Origin of the sequence: Mesorhizobium sp. M0074, from assembly GCF_040322975.1 — a bacterium.
Classification (GTDB): Bacteria; Pseudomonadota; Alphaproteobacteria; order Rhizobiales; family Rhizobiaceae; genus Mesorhizobium.
The window spans coordinates 192,179-209,393 of record NZ_JAMYUM010000010.1; the positions used below are offsets into that span (position 1 = coordinate 192,179).

Consider the following 17,215-nt stretch of genomic DNA (forward strand, 5'->3'; position numbering starts at 1 on the left):
CCTTGTCGTTGTCTCTTGTCGTCACGGGCCGGTTACAGACCGGTGGCTTGGGCGGCGAGGTTTCGAGACCTTGCCGCGCTACATTTGCCTCCGGCAATGCCAGCATCCGGAGCGGGAATTCGTTGCCGGATGCACCGTGTCGCGTTTGGTGATAAAACAAAGGCCGACTGGCCAGCGTGGGAGCAGGCGTGGAAACGCTCGTGGAATCCGCCCGATCGAGCCTCCACGGCGAGGTGGCCGGCTTTTCCGTGCGTCTGCTCGGACCGCTGACGATCGCACGCAACGGCATCATCATCCAGCTCCCAAAATCGCGCAAGCTGTGTGCGCTGCTCGCCTATCTGGCGCTGGCGCCGCATCCGGTCGGCCGCAGCCGCCTCTGCGAGCTTTTGTGGGATGTGCCGAACGACCCGCGCGGCGAGCTTCGCTGGTGCCTGAGCAAGCTTAGAGGCATCCTCGATGAACCGCATCATCGCAGGGTCGAGACACCAGGCGACACGATCGCGCTTGATCTGAGAGGTGCTTCCGTCGACGCTGTCGACATAGCCTCGGCCGCCGCCAAGGGCGTTGAGACGCTCGGTCTAGAGCGGCTGCAGGCTCTTTCCGGAATGTTCGCCGGCGACTTTCTCGATGGGCTGGAGATCGACCGCAGCCCGCATTTCAACAGCTGGCTGATCGCCCAGCGCCGCCGCTTCGGCTCTTGGCACGCCGCAATCCTGGAACATCTCGTCAACAAGCTTCCGGTGGATGCCGACAGATTGTCTTCGCATCTGGACAAATGGCTGGAACTCGCTCCGTTCGACGGGCGCGCGCATGTGGCTCTTCTGAAAGGGCTGGCGCAGCGCGGCCAGTTTGACGCCTGCGAGGAACATCTCGCTTCCGCAGCGCAGCTGTTTGCTTCGGAGGATCTGGATTTCGGACCCGTTCGTGAGGCATGGCGCACGATCCGCAACGAACGACCTGCCGCTACGCTCTGGGCGCGACCGTCACTCGTACCCGCGGCCCCTCACGCGTCAATTGTGCTTCCCAATTCCGACACTGCTGCATCGCAGAAGGCTTCGCTTGCGGTGATGCCGTTTGCCGAAGAGACGGCTGACGGCGGCCCACGCGGAGGCATCGCCGATGGCCTGACCCACGATATCATCACCCGCCTGGCCAAGCTCAGGGATTTCTTCGTCATCGCGCGCGGTTCGGTGTTTGCGCTCGCCGAAAAAAACATTGGGCCGGAGGATGCCGGCCGTCGGCTCAATGTCGATTATGTCGCCACCGGCACGGTACGCAGCCAGGCCGGCCGCGTCACCGTCGCGGTCGAGCTGGTCGAAGTGCGCACGGCCAGGATCGTCTGGGCCGAGACGTTCGAGCGCAAGCCGAACGACATCTTTGCCGTGCTCGACGACATCGGCAACAGCATCGTCTCGTCGATCTCGGCCGAGATCGAGACGGTCGAGCGCAACCGCGCCATGTTGAAGGCGCCCAATTCGCTCAACGCCTGGGAAGCCTACCACCGCGGTCTCTGGCACATGTATCGCTTCACCCGCGCGGAAAACGAGCAGGCCCGGCATTTCTTCGACATAGCCTTGAAGCTCGATCCGACGTTCGCCCGCGCCTATGCCGGCCTCTCCTTCACCCATTGGCAAAATGCCTTCCAGCGCTGGGGCGACCGACCACGAAAGCGCCCTGGCCTTCGAGGCAGCCGGCCAGAGCCTGCTCGTCGACGATCACAATCCGGCCGCTCACTGGGCCATGGGGCGGGCGCTGTGGCTGCGCGGCGAGCAGGACGGCTCCCTCATCGAGCTGGAACGCGCCGTAGACCTCAGCCCGAATTTCGCGCTCGGCCACTATGCGCTATCTTTCGTCCATTCGCAGTCCGGCGACCCGCAGGCTGCGATCGGCTCATCCGACCATTCCAGGCATCTGAGCCCCTTCGATCCGCTGCTGTTCGGTATGCTGGGCGCCAGGGCGATGTCGCATGTCCGGCTCGGCCAGTTCGACGAAGCCGCCGAATGGGCGCTGAAAGCAGCCGCGCGTCCCAACGCCCACGCCATCATCCTCGCGATTGCCGCGCATTGCCTTGCGCTGGCGGGGCGGCTGGACGAGGCACGAAGTTTCGCCGCTGCGCTGCGCAAGATGCTGCCGAACTACTGCGCCGACGATTTCATCGGCACGTTCCGCTTCGAGCCGGACGCCGAGGCGCTGTTCCGGCAAGGCGCCAAGCGGATCGGGCTGGGGTGAGGCAGGCGCGCGGTTTGCCAGGCTCTCCAAACCGCTCATCGCGGCTGGCCGCCCCAAACATCGTCATGTCTGCAGCCAGGGCGCATCGTCAGGTTGGTTGCGAATTCGTCAACCAGAGCGGATCAGACGGGCTCAACCGATTTGACGTTGCCGTCGGTATCCACGAGGCAGCTTGTCTTCTTGCCACGGGCATCGAGTTCGACCTGATAGGTCTTGGAATCGAGCTTGCTCGATGAAACCGGAAGTATCTTCGTGCTGTCGACACCGCTCGCCTTGGCGACCGCATTGGCGCAAAGCAGTTGAAGGTCCGCCGGGGCCGTCTCGACCTTGGTCCTGGACATCTGGTCCTGAGGCGGCGGCGGTGGCGTGCTGACACAAGCGCTAACGGCTCCAGCCAGGAATCCGATTGCTGTCCCCCGGATCGAAGTTCTCACTGCATTTTTTCCCGACATTGCTTGTCCCTCTCCGAATGCCGCTTCATACACCTTTGTAGAGGGCGGCCCCCTGCATGAGAACGATGACCTTGGCCCCAACCTTGACGCGGGATGCGAGATCGACGATGTCGTCGTTCCTCATACGGATGCACCCCGATGACACGTCGAGCCCGATCGTCCAAGGCTCCGGGGTACCGTGGATCCGGTAGATCGTGTCCTGGTCGCGCTCATAGAGATAGAGCGCCCTTGCGCCGAGCGGGTTGTCGGGCCCTCCCTCCATGCCTCCAGCGTATTTCACCGCCTTCGGATCGCGAGCGACCATTTCGGCCGGAGGTGTCCAGGTCGGCCACTCCGCCATGCGGCCGACGCGCACGATGCCGGCCCATCCAAACCCTTCCCGGCCCACGCCGATGCCGTAGCGCATGGCCCGCTGACCCGGCTGCACAAGATAGAGAAAGTGCTGATTGCCATCGATGATGATCGTGCCTGGCACTTCCGCGGTGCGGAATTTGACCATCTGCGGACGAAATGCCTCGGGCACCTCATTATGCGCGGCGTAGTATTTGCGTGCCTTGGTGCGATCGTAGTCCACCCATTTGTGGCTTTTCGGGTCGAAAACCTGTGTTCCCGCAGCCAGCGCCGCCACCGCGACAAGACCGAACGCCGCGGCGACGACTGCCGTGAGGGAGCGCCGCCGGACGGTGCCGCGTTCCGCGAACATAGGATTTCCGCTCATGGATTTGCCCACCCGTGCACCCGTGCGCCTTGTGCGGCAACCCATTGTTTGGCGTATTCGTAAGGATCCTGACGCTCTACCTGGAGCGCATAACTCATCTTGGTGATTTCCTCGGGCCTCAGGTCGACCCGTTCCAGGAACGCCACAACCTTCGGATATTTTTTGCGCAGCGAGGTGGCGTAGGCGATATGAAAATGTGCGGTATCCCATGCCACCGGCGCGCTGGACTTCGAGACCCAGAGCGGATCTTCTGACGGCAGTACGATCTTCCACTTTGCCGGATCAAAGGGCGGCTCGGTAAGCCGGACAATGTCGTGCAGCTCAAAGACGTAGTGCGGCGCGTAGCAGGCAAACACCATTGGATGATCCGTGGCGACCGCGGCATCGACAGCCGCCATTCCGGCATCCTCGGGCGTCTCCAGCAAGGTCATCGTCTTGGCATAACCATAGCTGTTGGCGCGGACGCGCTCGATAGCGGTCGAGGACCAACCCTCAGCGCCGATCCAGAGTTCGCCACGTCCGTCGCCATCAGTATCCAACGCGGCGGTTTTCTTCGTATCGCTGAGGTCGGAAACGTCGTGAATTCCAAATTTGTCGGCTGCCTCACGCGTCGCGCAAATGCCTTGCCAGGCCGGCACTCCAATGGGGCTGATGGCCACCGTGCCGGCCCCGTCCACATACTTCTTCACCAGATTGTCCAGATTGGGCAGCCAGATTTCGGGATGAATATCCACCTCACCCGAATTGAGACCGGCAAAGGCAATCAGCGTCCCCATCTCGCGCACATCGGCATCGAGCCCGAAATTTTCCTTCAGGCTGACCTTGAGGATATTTGCCGTCGCCTGGCCCGACGGCCAGTTCGGCATTGCAATGACGAGATCAGCCGCGTGGACCGGGATGTTTAGCGCCAGCATCGTCAATGCCGCCAGCGACACTTTCCGCAAGCACTGCCGAAATCGGTTCTGCATCTCTTCCCCCTCGCTTCGGTGCTGAAATGAACCGCGACGGGAACAATCTGTCGCGGCAAGCACCTGGTTGTGACACCAGCCCCATCTTCTGACGGGCAACTGCTGAAGGTGCAGCAGTGCATTCGCCAAAGAGAGCGCCTTCACGTGCCGCCCCTGCACGCTACCCGATGACAATCCGACTGGGAAGATGCCCACAACGCGGCCGCGGCGCCCCCACTGCGCCCCTATTTGGCACGCCGCAGCGTTGAAAAGTCGGGCAAAGGGGCGCGTTTCTTTCGGCCCTCGCAACGGTTGGCTGGGTTCGAAAAAATACCACAATAGATCGCGATTAGGGAGATTGTATAAGATGTGGTATCGTCGCGCCTTTTTTGTAGAGCTGGCGCAAAATTCACAACAACATAGAATATTACTTGTACTAGCTCGGCTTAATGAGAACAAAACTAAGGAAGCATTCCTGAATCTTGCTACTGATCACATTTCAGTATCTGCTAAGATAGCCCGTGCTGATTCCGAATTATTAAGCATTTGCAAAATTCAATCCTGCGATATTTGGATTTGTCCTTGTCATAGGCTGCCTCGGATGCATTTCTTGGAAGCACAGCCGCGTCAGCGGATCGTTGAAACATGCTTGGGCGGACGGGGCACTAAGCATGGAGAGGAATATTGACACTCGCTAATGCGGCGGCCCCCGCTGGGAGCGTTCCCTCCCACGTAAGAGATTACGGCAACCGTCGGCTAAGTCGTCGAATGCATCGCCCACAGCCTGGCTCTCGTTTGATGGCCGGCGAAGCTTTGCCCTCCTCCGATTGGCGCCAGCCTTCGCGGCAAAAGCGAGGATCGCCGCCTGCAATGGCCTTCCGATATGGACGATGTCCGCCGCCAGCCAGTCGGAGGAATGAATCATGGAAACTCGTAATCTGTGCGGCCTTGGCCACTGCTTTGATGGCGATCGTCGGTTGTACCACCGACGACTACGATGGTTGTCGCGGAAAGGGCTGCCTGGTTGATCGGTCCCATAAAGGGAGCCGGAAGATAGACGACCGGCCGCAGTTCGAGAGGAACGGCAATCCCAACTTCGATACCAGGGGCCGTTACATCGGCTGCCATGGGCTCGGATGTAAAGTCGACGATCCTGATGACGGGGATCAAAGCATCGACGACAGACCGCAGTACGACAAAGAAGGCAATCCGAACTTCGATACGCAAGGCAACTACCAAGGCTGCCGCGGCATCGGCTGCGAGGTCGATACACCGGACGATGACAATTCATCAGACGACGACGATTCCGATTAATGGCCCCTGCAGCGAACAACGAAGAGGATAGCCACTCATGTCTGAATTGAACGGTCTCATCCGTCGACGTGTCAAAATCGTCATGGTCGGCCTTGCGGGGTTGGGAATGGCGCTGACGTCCGCTTTCGCTGCGAATAACGCCTGTGACGGTATAAAGGTCGAAGTGACGAAGGCGCGCAAGCAGGAATATGCCCCTCTCGTCGTCTCGGCGATGACCAATAAGTTCAAGCCCGCTCAGGCAAAGTTCTTCTCGATCATGGAGAGCGGCAGCTGGAGCGCCGCCTACGTCTCCACGCCGGTGAGCGACGACGGCGTGATGTTCTTCCAGACAGTCGACGGAAAGAAGCAGTTTCGCGACGTGTGGGGCGGCTATGCCGAGCCGTCGGAAAAACCTGAACTGGTATCCTGGGCGAAGAAGCTCGGAGCGCCGCAAGACCTGGCAAAGTGTTTTGCCGAGGAAGTTACGGAACGACGGTGATGATCGCTGGAAATTGCCGCTGACCGTTGGTGCAGGGGGAGAATGATTGGTGAGCGCTCCGGGGCGCCGGGGCTCTGAGATCGACTCCAATCATCAGCTGCAGGATGTGCAAAATGCAAAGTCTTCGAAAATCCAGACTGATCGTGCAGTTCGCCCGTGCATTGGCAACGTCAGTGAAAATGACGGCCGTCGTAAGCGTAACCGTCCCGCAAACGATCAATATTGCGCATGCCAGCAAGTATGATCTGCCGAAACCCTACGTCTCCCGGGCTCTTGATGCGGTTCTGATACCGATCAATCACGCCTCTCGGCACCGCTACCAGATCCCGCCAAAACTTCGCGGGGTGTATGTCCTGGCTGTTGCACCCCATGGCATTGCCGCGCGGCAAGGTATCCGACCGGGTGACGTGCTTGCCACAGTGCGGCATCAACCGATTTCGACGCCGGTTGATGTCGACAGACTCGTTTGGGCCGCCCTTGCCGTGAGTGCCACCAGTTTCCTGTTTGGCGTGAACCGCGGGACAGAAGTCGCAGATGTCGTCGAGGTCAACACCAACATCACCGTCAACAACTTCAACACCAACATCTCGGTCGACAATATTTCGCAATGGACGAGCGTCGACAATCGAGAGGTGTGGACACAGATCGTCGATGAGTATGACGACGAGATGGAGACGGGCCTCAATGACACGAGCTATCGCGCGGACGACTCGCAGCCTGGCGACGCCAATCCGGACGCAAATGTGTCTTCTCCCGATGCTGACGACGACGATACCAGCACCGACACTGACGACAATAACCCGGCCGACAGTACCGACGACAACAGTTCCGATCAGGACGATTCGAGCGATCAGAACGACGATGAAAACTCAACAGACGGTGATGATGACAAGAACAGCACCGACACCGACGACGATAGCACGGATGACGATGCGTCGGATGACAGCACTGACAACAATGATTCCGATGATCAGGACGATTCCAGCGATCAGAATGACGATGACGACCCGTCGGCAGATGGTGATGACGAAAACAGCACCGACAGTAATGACGATGCGTCGGATGACAGTAACGACGCTGACGGATCGGACGATGACGATGCCAACTAACGGCCGACCGTGCCGGCAGTTCTAGACCGAGGACAATCGATGAAAACCGCGATGCTGACCGCTGCCATCGTTCTGGCCATGCCGGCTTTCGCATTTGCCCAGGACAAATGCTACGACGCCGCCAAGGACCAGGCCGACCCGAACGAGTGCGCCGATGCCGCGTCCAAGAAATCCGACAAGAAGCTCAACGAGCTTTACAAGCAGATCGAAACCCGGCTGAACGACGACGCGGATATCAGGACGCTTCTCGTTCAAGCACAGCGGGATTGGGTCAAATTTCGCGACGCAGAGTGCAGTTTCCAGACCGCAGGAGCGGCCGGAGAAAGCGCAATTCCAACGCTCATCGCGGAGTGCATGGACAGCCTGACGCAATCCCGTGTCAAAGATTTCGAGGGATACCTGAATTGCCAGAAAGGCGATGCGAGCTGCCCCGTTCCGGCAGCGAACACATCACATGCCGTACCTGCCGTGGCCGAGGAGAACGGCCAGACCGGCCTTGCCCAGGCTGCCGACCCGATACCCATTCCATTGCAACATGTTGTTGGGCACCTCGGAACCGGCAGTGATGAAGTCATCTACCACAAACTCGGGATCGTGATGGGCATCAATGGTGCCAAGCCTCGTCTGTTCGAATTCGACACCGGGTCGGATGAGTTCAACGCTGAGATCGATTCGAGTGTCCCTGGCGTAGAGCCGGTGCGCGGCAGCAAGCCCGAAATGTACCCCTATGGAAACGGCACCTACGGAGGTTGGGTACAACAGGCCCGGGTCGACAGCCTGTCCTATTACGATCCAGATGATCCCTCGGAGCCTGCCGTAACCTTTGACGGCGGCTTTAGCGTAGGTCGGGTGGTGGATTACGTCTTCACCAAGGATTTCGGCGACTTCGAGGATGCGAATGTGACGCAAAAGCCCGTGGGCCACCATGGCGATACGCCGGTTTATGCGGATCTTGATGCGCGCAAGAGCATGAAGAATGGCGAACCCGGTAACGAGGCGCCGTTTTACGGCGTCTTTGGAGCCGGCGATTTTATCGACAAGGGGGACCAGACCGCCGCTCCTGGCAGTCAGACGCAAAGCGGCTATGTGGTCTCCGCCAATGCAAATCTTGGAAAGAGGACGACACCGGGCTGCGCTCCCTGCCTGACGCTGAATTTGTCCCCCAGTCTGAGATCCCAGTTTACGGCCCTGATACCGTGGGGCGAACTGGATTACGAATTCCTCCAGAGACGCTTCCCGCGATCAGGCGCGAATGCATCCAGTCAGTACGAAGGGTCTTACCGTTATAAAATTTCCTTTGACCATAAGGGAAAGAAGCAATCGGTTGATTTCAGTGGACCTGTTTTATTGGATACAGGAACGACAAGCTTTATTTATATTACAACAGAATCTATTTTGAATAAGCTTCAGTCGAGAGGATTTCATATTGCTGAATTTGGTGATGAGATAGTCGACTTCAAGTTTTTTGGATTCGATGATGGTATAAATAACCGTGAATATGATGATGTCAACATTCTCCGCCAAAGCGATGAGATGAAAGTCGGCGGTCTCATTCTCGGTCTGCCATTCTTCGAGTCCAATTCAATAATGAATGATCTGGAAAACAGGACGACCGCATATTCACCCTATTTTGTCAGCGGTGCTAACTTTACGACAGACGCGGCTGCCAAGGATCAAGTGCAGTTGAATCGCGCGACCAGCGATGCTGGAAGCAACGGATGGCTCGGACTGGCCGGCATCGTCTCCGGCGCCGGCGACTTCACGATCGAGAAGGATGCGGACGTGCGTATGACCGGGGCCAATACCTACACCGGCACAACCCATATCGCGGCCGATGGGTATCTTACTCTGGCCGGGCCGGGCAGCATCGAGCATTCCTCGCGCGTCATGGTCGACGGTGTGCTCAACATCGATCAGAAAGGAAACTATCTGAAGCCCTGGGGGGTGGCGCACTCCCTGAACGATACGGCCATTCGCAACCTTAGCGGTAAAGGCGAGGTCTATCTGGGTGCGGGCAGACTGATCCTGACAGAAGCCGACGGGCAATTTGATGGAACCATCGCGAACTATGATGACGCCGGCGACAGCGGCGGCCTCGTGGTCGCCGGCGGCAAGCTGACGCTGAGCGGAAAGAACAAATATTCGGGCATAACCGAAGTGGCGTCTGGGGCGGAGTTGCGCGTGACCGGATTGTTGACTGGTGACGTTTCCGTCTCGGGACTGCTTGTCGTTGACGGGGAGGTCTCCGGCAAAGTCACGGTCAAGGAGGGCGGCAGACTGACCGGCTCAGGAAAGGTCGGCACCGTCACGGTCGCCGAAGGTGGCAAAGCTGATCCAATGAAAACCAGATAATCAGGCCATGGGCACGGCCGACCGTGGCAATGACGGATAGCTGAAGAGAACATAAGGCGGGGCTGAGCAACTTAAGAGCTTGACTGCAACCGGAAAGGGAAATCGATGAAAATAGCGATACTGACTGCTGCCGCGGTTCTGGCTGCGCCGACATTCGCCCTTGCCAAGGACAAGTGCGCCGAGGCCAAGGATCAGGCCACCATGAACCAGTGCTTCGGTGCCGAGTTCCAAAAATCCGACAAGAAGCTCAATGAGCTTTACAAGCAGATCGAAGCCCGCCTGAAGGACGATGCGGATACCAAGAAGCTTCTTGTTCAGGCACAGCGGGATTGGGGCAAGTTTCGCGACGCGGAGTGCAGTTTCCAGACCGCAGGCGCGGCCGGAGGAAGCATGATGCCAATGCTCATCGCGCAGTGCAAGGACGGCCTGACACAATCCCGTGTCAAAGGTTTCGAAGGCTATCTGAAATGCCAGGAAGGTGACATGAGCTGCCCTGTTCCGGCCGCGAACTGACACATGCCACAGCTGATCGGATCACGATGAAGCCGGCGGCGAGCGTGACGTCGCCGCCAGACATGAAAGGATGCGAGGGGCATCATCATTGCGTGAGGGACTTGAGGGAGGTGGATTGTGAAACGCTATGGATCGTCGCTCGCAATGACAATTGCGGCATCTGTACTGTTGGCATGTGCCGTGCCGGCAACAGCCCAGACTGACATGAGCTTCGACGTTAACGTCACGCTTTCCAAGAAAGCAGCCGCCAAGCTCGCGGCTGACAAAGAGAGGATCGTTGTCTTCGCCTCCTATTACGGTGACCCGAAGCGGAGCGCCGAGAAGCATGCCAACGAAGTCGGCCAGATCGATCTCACGCCGCAGGACGAAGAGGTCGAGATAGCGGGCACAGCGGGCCACGCCCGCATCAGCGGCACAAAGGTCGACACGAAGCGTCTCGACTGGCTCGCGGGCCCTCCCGAGGTCAACGTCAACGTCGCGTCGGCGCGCAAGAGCAGTCCGGACAATCTGCTCAGCTGCGATTTCATCGACGGTCCACTAAGTGATGTCCAAAGGAAGCCTGTGACGCTTCATTGCGGGTTGATTGAAGAAAATGTGGACACGAAATTAAGGCCATAAGGGCTGCAAAGTCATGTCGCCTCGTTACCGGCGTCAACGCAGATCGTTGACGGCATGACCTGCTTTATTTCAGGGAGGTGAAGATTTCATGCGCCCATTGTTCGCAATCTGTTTCTGCCTGACCATCATGTCCTTGTCTGCCGCCGCCTATGCCGAGCGCCGTTGTGGCTGGTACTCCAGCCCGACACCCGGCAACCTCGTCCTGACCGACAGTGACGGGGATTGGTGGATCCAGATGCAGGGACGCCCGGATCCCAAAGGCATCGACAATGTGCCGGCCTTTGACGAGCGGCAATTCGTCGAGACCAATGTGCCTGGTTCGGGCCACGGCTACGGATGTGCGTGCATGAACGTCGTAACCAACGCCAAGCAACAGAAGATCACCAGAGTGATCTCGGGCCAAGTCCTTCCGCTGCTGCGCTGTCGCAACGACAGATCGCTGCCTAACCCGGACGGATAATTGTTAGATATCTTGTGGATGCCATGGCTGACGGTAGGGCAGCCTAGAGCATTGGATCAAGAAAAAGCCCGGCAAACCGGGCTTTTTCTTGGGTCTCTGAAACCGCATCAATCGGTTCGAAGCGGGAATTTGGTGCCCAGAAGAGGACTCGAACCTCCACTCCTTGCGGAACACGGACCTGAACCGTGCGCGTCTACCAATTCCGCCATCTGGGCTGGTGCGCGCTCATTAAGCGGGCGAGGGATGAGTGTCAACGCGCTTTTTTGAAAGCCGCGTTCCTTCTCCGGCTCAATGCTCCAGCACTTCCTTCGACGCCACCGTGGAATCGGCGTTGAGCGTGTAGATGATCGGCACACCGGTGCCGAGCTCGAGCTTGACGATCTCCTCGCCCGATTTGCCGTCCAGCGCCATGATCAGCGCGCGCAGCGAATTGCCGTGCGCCGCCACCAGCACGGTGCCGCCGCGCAGCACATGCGGTTGCAGATCGTGCAGGTAATAGGGCCAGACGCGCGCGCCGGTGTCCTTCAGGCTTTCACCGCCGGGCGGCGGCACGTCATAGGAGCGGCGCCAGACATGCACCTGCTCCTCACCCCATTTCTTGCGCGCATCATCCTTGTTGAGGCCGGAGAGATCGCCATAGTCGCGCTCGTTCAGCGCCTGGTCGCGAATGGTCTCGAGCTCGCTCTGGCCAACGGCGTCGAGAATATGCTGGCAGGTCTTCTGCGCCCGGATCAGCGACGACGTGAAGGCGATGTCGAACTTCATGCCGCGCGCCCTGAGCTTGGCGCCGGCCGCCTTGGCTTCGGCATGGCCCAGTTCGGTCAGGTCGACGTCGCGCCAGCCGGTAAATAGGTTCTTCAGGTTCCATTCGCTCTGGCCGTGGCGCACGAGCACGAGAGTTCTCGACATATTTGCTCCTTCAAATCTTGTGGATCAGCCAATCTTGTGGATCAGCTTGTCAGGCCGAGCACGTCCCGCATCGAATACAGTCCCGGCTTCCTGCCGCGCGCCCACAGGGCGGCCTTGACCGCGCCACGGGCGAAGATCGCCCGGTCTTCGGCATGATGGGCGAGCGTGATGCGCTCGCCGGTACCGGCCAGCACCACACTGTGGTCGCCGACCACCGAGCCGCCGCGCAAGCTGGCGAAACCGATCGAGCCTGCCTTGCGCACGCCGATATGGCCGTCGCGCACGCGAACATCGTTGCCGGCAAGTGCTACGCCACGCCCGGCAGCGGCGGCTTCGCCGAGCAGCAGCGCCGTGCCCGATGGCGCATCGACCTTGTGCCGGTGGTGCATTTCCAGGATCTCGATGTCGAAATCGTCGGCATCGAGCGCGCGCGCCGCCTGCTCAACCAGCACCGCCAGCAGATTGACGCCGAGGCTCATATTGCCTGACTTGACGATCGTCGCGTGCCGTGCCGCCGCCGCGATCCCGGCATTGTCTTCGGCCGAGCAGCCGGTGGTGCCGATGATATGGGCGATGCGCGCCTGCGCCGCGTAGCCGGCGAATTCGACGGTCGCCGCCGGCGTAGTGAAATCGAGCACGCCGTCGGCCTTGGCGAAGGCCGGCAGCGGATCGTCGCCGATCGCCACCTCGAGCCTGCCGACGCCGGCCAGCTCGCCGGCGTCCTTGCCGATATGGGGCGAACCGGCCCGCTCGATCGCGCCGGCGACGCGGGCGCCCGGTATCGTGTGGATGGCGCGGATCAGCGCCTGGCCCATGCGGCCGGCCGCGCCCACCACCACCAGGCCCATTTCACTAACGGTCGGCGTGTCACTCATGAATGTCTCCCGGCCGCCATTTTCGCGCGACCATTTTCCGCCGCACTCTGGATTGGCTCGCCGTCATCGACAAGCCCCAGCCCCTTCCTGCCTTGCACCCGGTGGAACCGGGCATAGACGCTGTGCGGGTCAGCCATCAACGAGGCATGCGTGCCTTGTTCGACCAGCCGGCCCTGCTCCAGCACGATGATATGGTCGGCATTGACCACCGTCGACAGCCGGTGCGCGATGACAATGGTGGTGCGCCCTTCCATGACATGGGTCAGCGCTTCCTGGACGCGGGCCTCGGCCTCGTTGTCGAGCGCCGAGGTGGCTTCATCGAGCAGCAGGATCGGCGCCTGCCGAACGATAGCGCGTGCAATCGATACACGCTGGCGCTGGCCGCCCGACAGCGTCACGCCGTTCTCGCCGACCGGCGTGTCGTAGCCTTGCGGCTGCTGGCGGATGAAATCGTCGGCCGCGGCCTGTTGCGCGGCGCGTTCAATCTCGGCGTCCGTGGCGCTCAGCCTGCCGTAGCGGATGTTGTCGCGGATGGTGCCTTCGAACAGATAAGGCTGCTGTGAAACATAGGCGATCGAGCCGCGCAGCGAATGCTTGGTGACCTTTGAAATGTCCTGGCCGTCGATTTCGATGCTGCCCGACTCGACGTCGTGGAAGCGCTGCAGCAGCGCAACCAGCGTCGTCTTGCCGGCGCCCGCGGCGCCGACGATGGCGGTCACCTTGCCGGCGGCGGCGACAAAGCTCAAATCCTGCAGGACCGGCGCCTCTTCGACATAGCGGAAGGACACGTTGTTGAAGCGCACTTCGCCAGAGGTGAATTTCGCCTCGGCGGCTCCCGGCACGTCACCCTGCTGCGGCTCGAGGTCGAGAAGCTCGTAGATCATGCGCGCATTGACCAGCGACTTTTCCATGCCGACCTGCATACGCGCCAGCCGCCTAGCGGGGTCATAGGCAAGCAGCAGGGCGGTGATGAAGGCAAACACCGCGCCCGGCGGCTGGCCGCCGACGGTCGCCCGGTAGCCGGAATAGGCGATGACACCGGCGACGGCGAAGCCGGCCAGCATTTCGGAGATCGGCGTCAGCCGTTCCGAGACGCGGGCGATCTTGTTTGCCCGCTGCTCGGCGCCCGCGACGAGGCCGCCGATGCGGCGCGACAGCTCGTCTTCCAGGGTGAAGGCCTTGACGATAGCGATGCCTTGCGTCGCTTCCTGCATCGCGCCGATCAGCCGCGAGTTGATCTGCACCGATTCACGGGTGATGCGACGCACCCGGCGCATCAGATAGGTGACACTGTAGATCAAGGGCGGCCCGACCAGCAGCGACATCGCCGAGAGCATCGGGTCCTGCCAGATCATGACGCCAACCAGCGCGACAAGCGATACGGCATCGCGCGCCAGCGATGTCAGCGTCATCGACAGGAGATCGCGGATGCCGTTGACGTTCTCGTTGATCTGCGCGGCGAGCCGGCCCGAGCGGGTGTCGTTGAAGAAGCTGACGCCGAGCTTCATCAGGTGGTCGAAGATGCGGCGTTGATAGCGCGCCACCAGATTGTTGCCGATTTTGGCCAGCGTCACTGCCTGGCCGTAGCTGGCCAGCCCGCGCAGCATGAAGGCGGCCAGGATCGACACGCTGATCAGCGCGATAAGATCGCCGCGCTGTTGGTAGAAGATCTGATCGATGACATCCTTCATGATCCAGGCTGTGAAGGCGGTTGTCGCCGCGATCGTCACCAGGCAAAGCACGGCAAGAGCATAGTACCAGCGATAATCGCGGCTGTTCTCGGCGACGATGCGGCGAATCACCGCCACGATCTCGCTGGGACGGACTTTCCCTTTAGTTGGTGCTGGAAGTGTCAAGTTGGAGCGCTTTGTGGTTTCGGTCCGGCCGGGCTGCAATTCGGCAACCTCTTAACGCTCCAATGGCGGCTTGCCTATGGCCGAGGACGGCGAAACTTCGTCGCGGCGCAGCTTGTATTCTAGACCCGCCAGCGCCGCCCCGCCGTCTGCACGCCGAACACCGACGGATTTCTGGCATAGGCGGCCAGCCCTAAAAGCGCCGCCAGCGGATGGGTGATGACATAGACCGGCATGCTGCGCATCAGGGCGCTGTGCGGCGCCTTGTCCTCGAAGGCGGCGCGGAAATTGCCGATGCGCAGCGCCGGCAGGATTTTTTGCGCGATGCCGCCGGTGAGGAAAACACCGCCGCGGCTCATGAACACCAGAGCGAGGTCGCCGGCGGTGCGTCCCAGGCAGGTGACGAAGATCGACAGCGCCTCTTCGGCCACCGGATCGTTCTTTGCCAGCGCCGCGGCGGTGACCTCGGCCGGCGTGGTGAAGGGCGACGGCTTGCCGTCCGCCTTGGCTACCGCCCGGTAGGCATTGACCAGGCCGCGCCCGGACAGGATCTGTTCGCCGGAGATGCGGCCCTCGAGCTTCTCGATATGCGGAAACACCTGGAAATCGCGCGGCGAGCGCGGCCCGATATCCATATGGCCGCCCTCGCCGGGCACCGGTATCCAGTGATGCAGCGCATAGACCAGTCCGGCGACGCCGAGCCCGGTTCCCGGGCCGAGCACCACCCGCCCGGAATTCGGTTCCGGCTCGTCGCCGCCGATCTTTTCCATATGCTCTTCGCCGAGCGCGACGACAGCCAGCGCCTGTGCCTCGAAGTCGTTGAGCACCACGACGTCGCTGAGACCGAGACTGGCGAACATCTGTCTCGGCTTGACGATCCATGGGCAATTGGTAAGCGGGATCTCGTCGCTCTCGACAGGGCCTGCTACCGCCAGCACAGCTGAATTCGGCCGGACCGACGAGCGGTCGAGCACGGCCGCCTGGATCGCCTCGTCTATCGTATTGAAGTTGGCGGTCTGGACGATCGTCGGCTCGCCGGCCTCGGAATTCGCGTCGAGCACAATCGAGAAGCGCGCATTGGTGCCGCCTATGTCACCGATCAGGATCGGAAATCGCAACAGAGTGTCGTCGTCGCTTACGCCTGGCATGCTCTCGTCCGTTCCCGACGCGTATCGCCGTTCTCTCGTTGACTAGCGCATGACCGCAAAAAGGGAAATCGGTTTTCGAAGTGGAGATGCACGGATGCAGACAGCAAACACGCTGCCCGCATCAGTGCCCCGGTCGTGGCCGCGGCAGCGGAATGCCGATCTCGGGGGTCGCCACAAAGGCGTTCGCCGAGGCCGGAAGCGCTGCCGCGCCGGCTGCGACCGTCGGCGGCGGCGAAGGTTCTGCCGCGAGAGCGGGTTCTGCCGCGATCGGTAGGCCGTCGCCATAGTAGGTGACTGCTTCGGCCGTGGCCGGAGCCGGCGCGTCGAGCACGAACTGGCATTGCCTGGGCAGGTTCGCCATCGTCATCACGTCGCGTGCCTTCGGCTTGTCCGGGTTCTTGTTGGGGCGCCACGGCCCCTCGGTGAACCACCAGGCCAGCGCCTGGTCGCAGCCATCGCCCGGCGCCGTCGCTTCCTGCGCCTTGCAGTCGGGTGATCCAGCCTGGCAGCCGATGCGAATGTGGAAGTGGTAGTCGTGGCCCCAGAACGGCCTGACCTTGCGCAACCAGCTGCGGTCGCCTTTGACCGTGTCGCAGAGCTTCTTCTTGATCCCTGGATTGACCAGGATGCGCTCGACTTCGGGATAGCTCGCGGCGCGCTTCAACAGCCGCGTGTGCATCGGCGTCCACAGGCCGTCCTTCACCAGATGGGTTTTTTCATCGACCATCAAGGTAGCGCTGATGTTTTCGCGCTCTTCGGCCGAGAGCTTGCGGTCGGGCATCGGCGTCAGCCAGATGTCGGCGTCGAGGCCGATCTGGTGCGAGGCATGGCCGGTCAGCATCGGCCCGCCGCGCGGCTGCGAAATGTCGCCGATCAACAGGCCCGGCCAGCCGTCGGCAGCGGCGTCGCGCGACAGTTTCTCGATCAGCGCGATCATTGCCGGATGGCCCCAGCGGCGATTGCGCGACGGTCGCATCACCTCCCAGTGCCGGCCGTCCATGGGCAGGGCGACGCCGCCGGAAAAACAGCCTTTGGAATAAAAGCCGATCGATTGCGCTGTTGCGATTGCCGGCAGCTCTTTGGCGCCAAACAGGTCTTTTGCCCGTTGCTCGGCGCTCGCCGTCTGCGCTGCAAGCGTCAGGCCGGCGACGGCCAGAGCTGCCGTCAGCAGCAGTGTTTTGCCCGGCAAGGCTCGCTTTAACGTCTTTCCCAAGCTGGACCCCTCCGCGATTTGAACCGC

Annotated in this window: 19 protein-coding genes, 1 tRNA gene and 1 pseudogene; 10 read left to right on the forward strand and 11 right to left on the reverse strand. The window is 60.9% G+C overall.

Annotated features, from left to right (window positions below; translation table 11 throughout):
• Positions 1-32: 32 nt before the first annotated feature.
• Together NKJ73_RS34235 and NKJ73_RS34240 are read right to left on the reverse strand one after the other, a co-directional pair.
• Positions 33-470: a hypothetical protein gene (locus tag NKJ73_RS34235; RefSeq protein WP_502905380.1), complete on the reverse strand. Its 438-nt coding sequence runs from the start codon at positions 468-470 to the stop codon at positions 33-35.
• Between the two features lie 108 nt (positions 471-578).
• A complete protein-coding gene (locus NKJ73_RS34240; protein ID WP_502905381.1) occupies positions 579-869 on the reverse strand; it encodes a hypothetical protein in 291 nt (96 codons plus the stop codon).
• A 198-nt stretch (positions 870-1,067) separates the two neighbouring features.
• Between NKJ73_RS34240 and NKJ73_RS34245 the strand changes: the two are divergent.
• Positions 1,068-1,319, forward strand: a pseudogene (locus NKJ73_RS34245) (transcriptional regulator); the annotation flags it as partial.
• A gap of 316 nt (positions 1,320-1,635) precedes the next feature.
• On the forward strand, positions 1,636-2,229 hold the full coding sequence (locus tag NKJ73_RS34250; RefSeq protein WP_502905382.1) for a tetratricopeptide repeat protein: 594 nt from the start codon (positions 1,636-1,638) through the stop codon (positions 2,227-2,229).
• A 122-nt stretch (positions 2,230-2,351) separates the two neighbouring features.
• Here NKJ73_RS34250 and NKJ73_RS16105 read toward each other — a convergent pair whose 3' ends face one another.
• The 3 genes from NKJ73_RS16105 to NKJ73_RS16115 form a co-directional block, all read right to left on the reverse strand.
• Positions 2,352-2,570, reverse strand: coding sequence for a hypothetical protein (locus NKJ73_RS16105; protein ID WP_352570156.1), 219 nt, complete (start codon positions 2,568-2,570; stop codon positions 2,352-2,354).
• A 136-nt stretch (positions 2,571-2,706) separates the two neighbouring features.
• Positions 2,707-3,399: a L,D-transpeptidase gene (locus NKJ73_RS16110; RefSeq protein ID WP_352570158.1), complete on the reverse strand. Its 693-nt coding sequence runs from the start codon at positions 3,397-3,399 to the stop codon at positions 2,707-2,709.
• Positions 3,396-4,685, reverse strand: a complete 1,290-nt coding sequence (locus NKJ73_RS16115) for an ABC transporter substrate-binding protein (protein ID WP_352570160.1) — start codon at positions 4,683-4,685, stop codon at positions 3,396-3,398. The genes NKJ73_RS16110 and NKJ73_RS16115 overlap by 4 nt, the downstream gene beginning before the upstream one ends.
• A gap of 28 nt (positions 4,686-4,713) precedes the next feature.
• On the opposite strand from NKJ73_RS16115, the gene NKJ73_RS16120 reads away from it, so the two are divergent.
• The 8 genes from NKJ73_RS16120 (at position 4,714) to NKJ73_RS16155 (ending at position 11,190) form a co-directional block, all read left to right on the forward strand.
• Entirely contained in the window at positions 4,714-5,034 is a 321-nt protein-coding gene (locus tag NKJ73_RS16120) for a hypothetical protein (protein WP_352570162.1), read from the forward strand.
• 275 nt (positions 5,035-5,309) lie between these two features.
• A complete protein-coding gene (locus NKJ73_RS16125) occupies positions 5,310-5,660 on the forward strand; it encodes a hypothetical protein (RefSeq protein WP_023678953.1) in 351 nt (116 codons plus the stop codon).
• Positions 5,661-5,697: 37 nt separating this feature from the next.
• Positions 5,698-6,138 (forward strand): hypothetical protein, encoded by a 441-nt coding sequence (locus NKJ73_RS16130; RefSeq protein WP_031212356.1) that lies wholly within the window; start codon positions 5,698-5,700, stop codon positions 6,136-6,138.
• A 113-nt stretch (positions 6,139-6,251) separates the two neighbouring features.
• Positions 6,252-7,247, forward strand: coding sequence for a PDZ domain-containing protein (locus NKJ73_RS16135; RefSeq protein WP_352570165.1), 996 nt, complete (start codon positions 6,252-6,254; stop codon positions 7,245-7,247).
• Positions 7,248-7,286: 39 nt separating this feature from the next.
• Positions 7,287-9,599, forward strand: a complete 2,313-nt coding sequence (locus NKJ73_RS16140) for a lysozyme inhibitor LprI family protein (RefSeq protein ID WP_352570167.1) — start codon at positions 7,287-7,289, stop codon at positions 9,597-9,599.
• 105 nt (positions 9,600-9,704) lie between these two features.
• A complete protein-coding gene (locus NKJ73_RS16145; RefSeq protein WP_352570169.1) occupies positions 9,705-10,112 on the forward strand; it encodes a lysozyme inhibitor LprI family protein in 408 nt (135 codons plus the stop codon).
• A gap of 117 nt (positions 10,113-10,229) precedes the next feature.
• A complete protein-coding gene (locus NKJ73_RS16150; RefSeq protein ID WP_352570171.1) occupies positions 10,230-10,730 on the forward strand; it encodes a hypothetical protein in 501 nt (166 codons plus the stop codon).
• An 88-nt stretch (positions 10,731-10,818) separates the two neighbouring features.
• Positions 10,819-11,190: a DUF4087 domain-containing protein gene (locus tag NKJ73_RS16155; RefSeq protein ID WP_352570173.1), complete on the forward strand. Its 372-nt coding sequence runs from the start codon at positions 10,819-10,821 to the stop codon at positions 11,188-11,190.
• Between the two features lie 130 nt (positions 11,191-11,320).
• On the opposite strand, the gene NKJ73_RS16160 is transcribed toward NKJ73_RS16155, so the two are convergent.
• From NKJ73_RS16160 to mepA, 6 genes are all read right to left on the reverse strand, one after another.
• Positions 11,321-11,405 (reverse strand) — tRNA-Leu (locus NKJ73_RS16160).
• 73 nt (positions 11,406-11,478) lie between these two features.
• Complete coding sequence (locus NKJ73_RS16165) at positions 11,479-12,099, reverse strand: 2,3-bisphosphoglycerate-dependent phosphoglycerate mutase (RefSeq protein ID WP_352570175.1); 621 nt, start codon at positions 12,097-12,099, stop codon at positions 11,479-11,481.
• Between the two features lie 41 nt (positions 12,100-12,140).
• Complete coding sequence (dapB, locus tag NKJ73_RS16170; RefSeq protein WP_352570177.1) at positions 12,141-12,974, reverse strand: 4-hydroxy-tetrahydrodipicolinate reductase; 834 nt, start codon at positions 12,972-12,974, stop codon at positions 12,141-12,143.
• Positions 12,971-14,830 (reverse strand): ABC transporter ATP-binding protein, encoded by a 1,860-nt coding sequence (locus tag NKJ73_RS16175; protein WP_352570179.1) that lies wholly within the window; start codon positions 14,828-14,830, stop codon positions 12,971-12,973. Before NKJ73_RS16175 ends, dapB begins: the two co-directional genes overlap by 4 nt.
• Positions 14,831-14,949: 119 nt before the next feature.
• Positions 14,950-15,975, reverse strand: coding sequence for a glucokinase (locus NKJ73_RS16180; protein WP_352570181.1), 1,026 nt, complete (start codon positions 15,973-15,975; stop codon positions 14,950-14,952).
• Positions 15,976-16,096: 121 nt separating this feature from the next.
• Positions 16,097-17,188 carry a penicillin-insensitive murein endopeptidase gene (gene mepA / locus NKJ73_RS16185; protein ID WP_502905379.1) on the reverse strand — a complete coding sequence of 364 codons (1,092 nt, stop codon included), beginning with the start codon at positions 17,186-17,188 and terminating at the stop codon, positions 16,097-16,099.
• Positions 17,189-17,215: the final 27 nt, after the last annotated feature.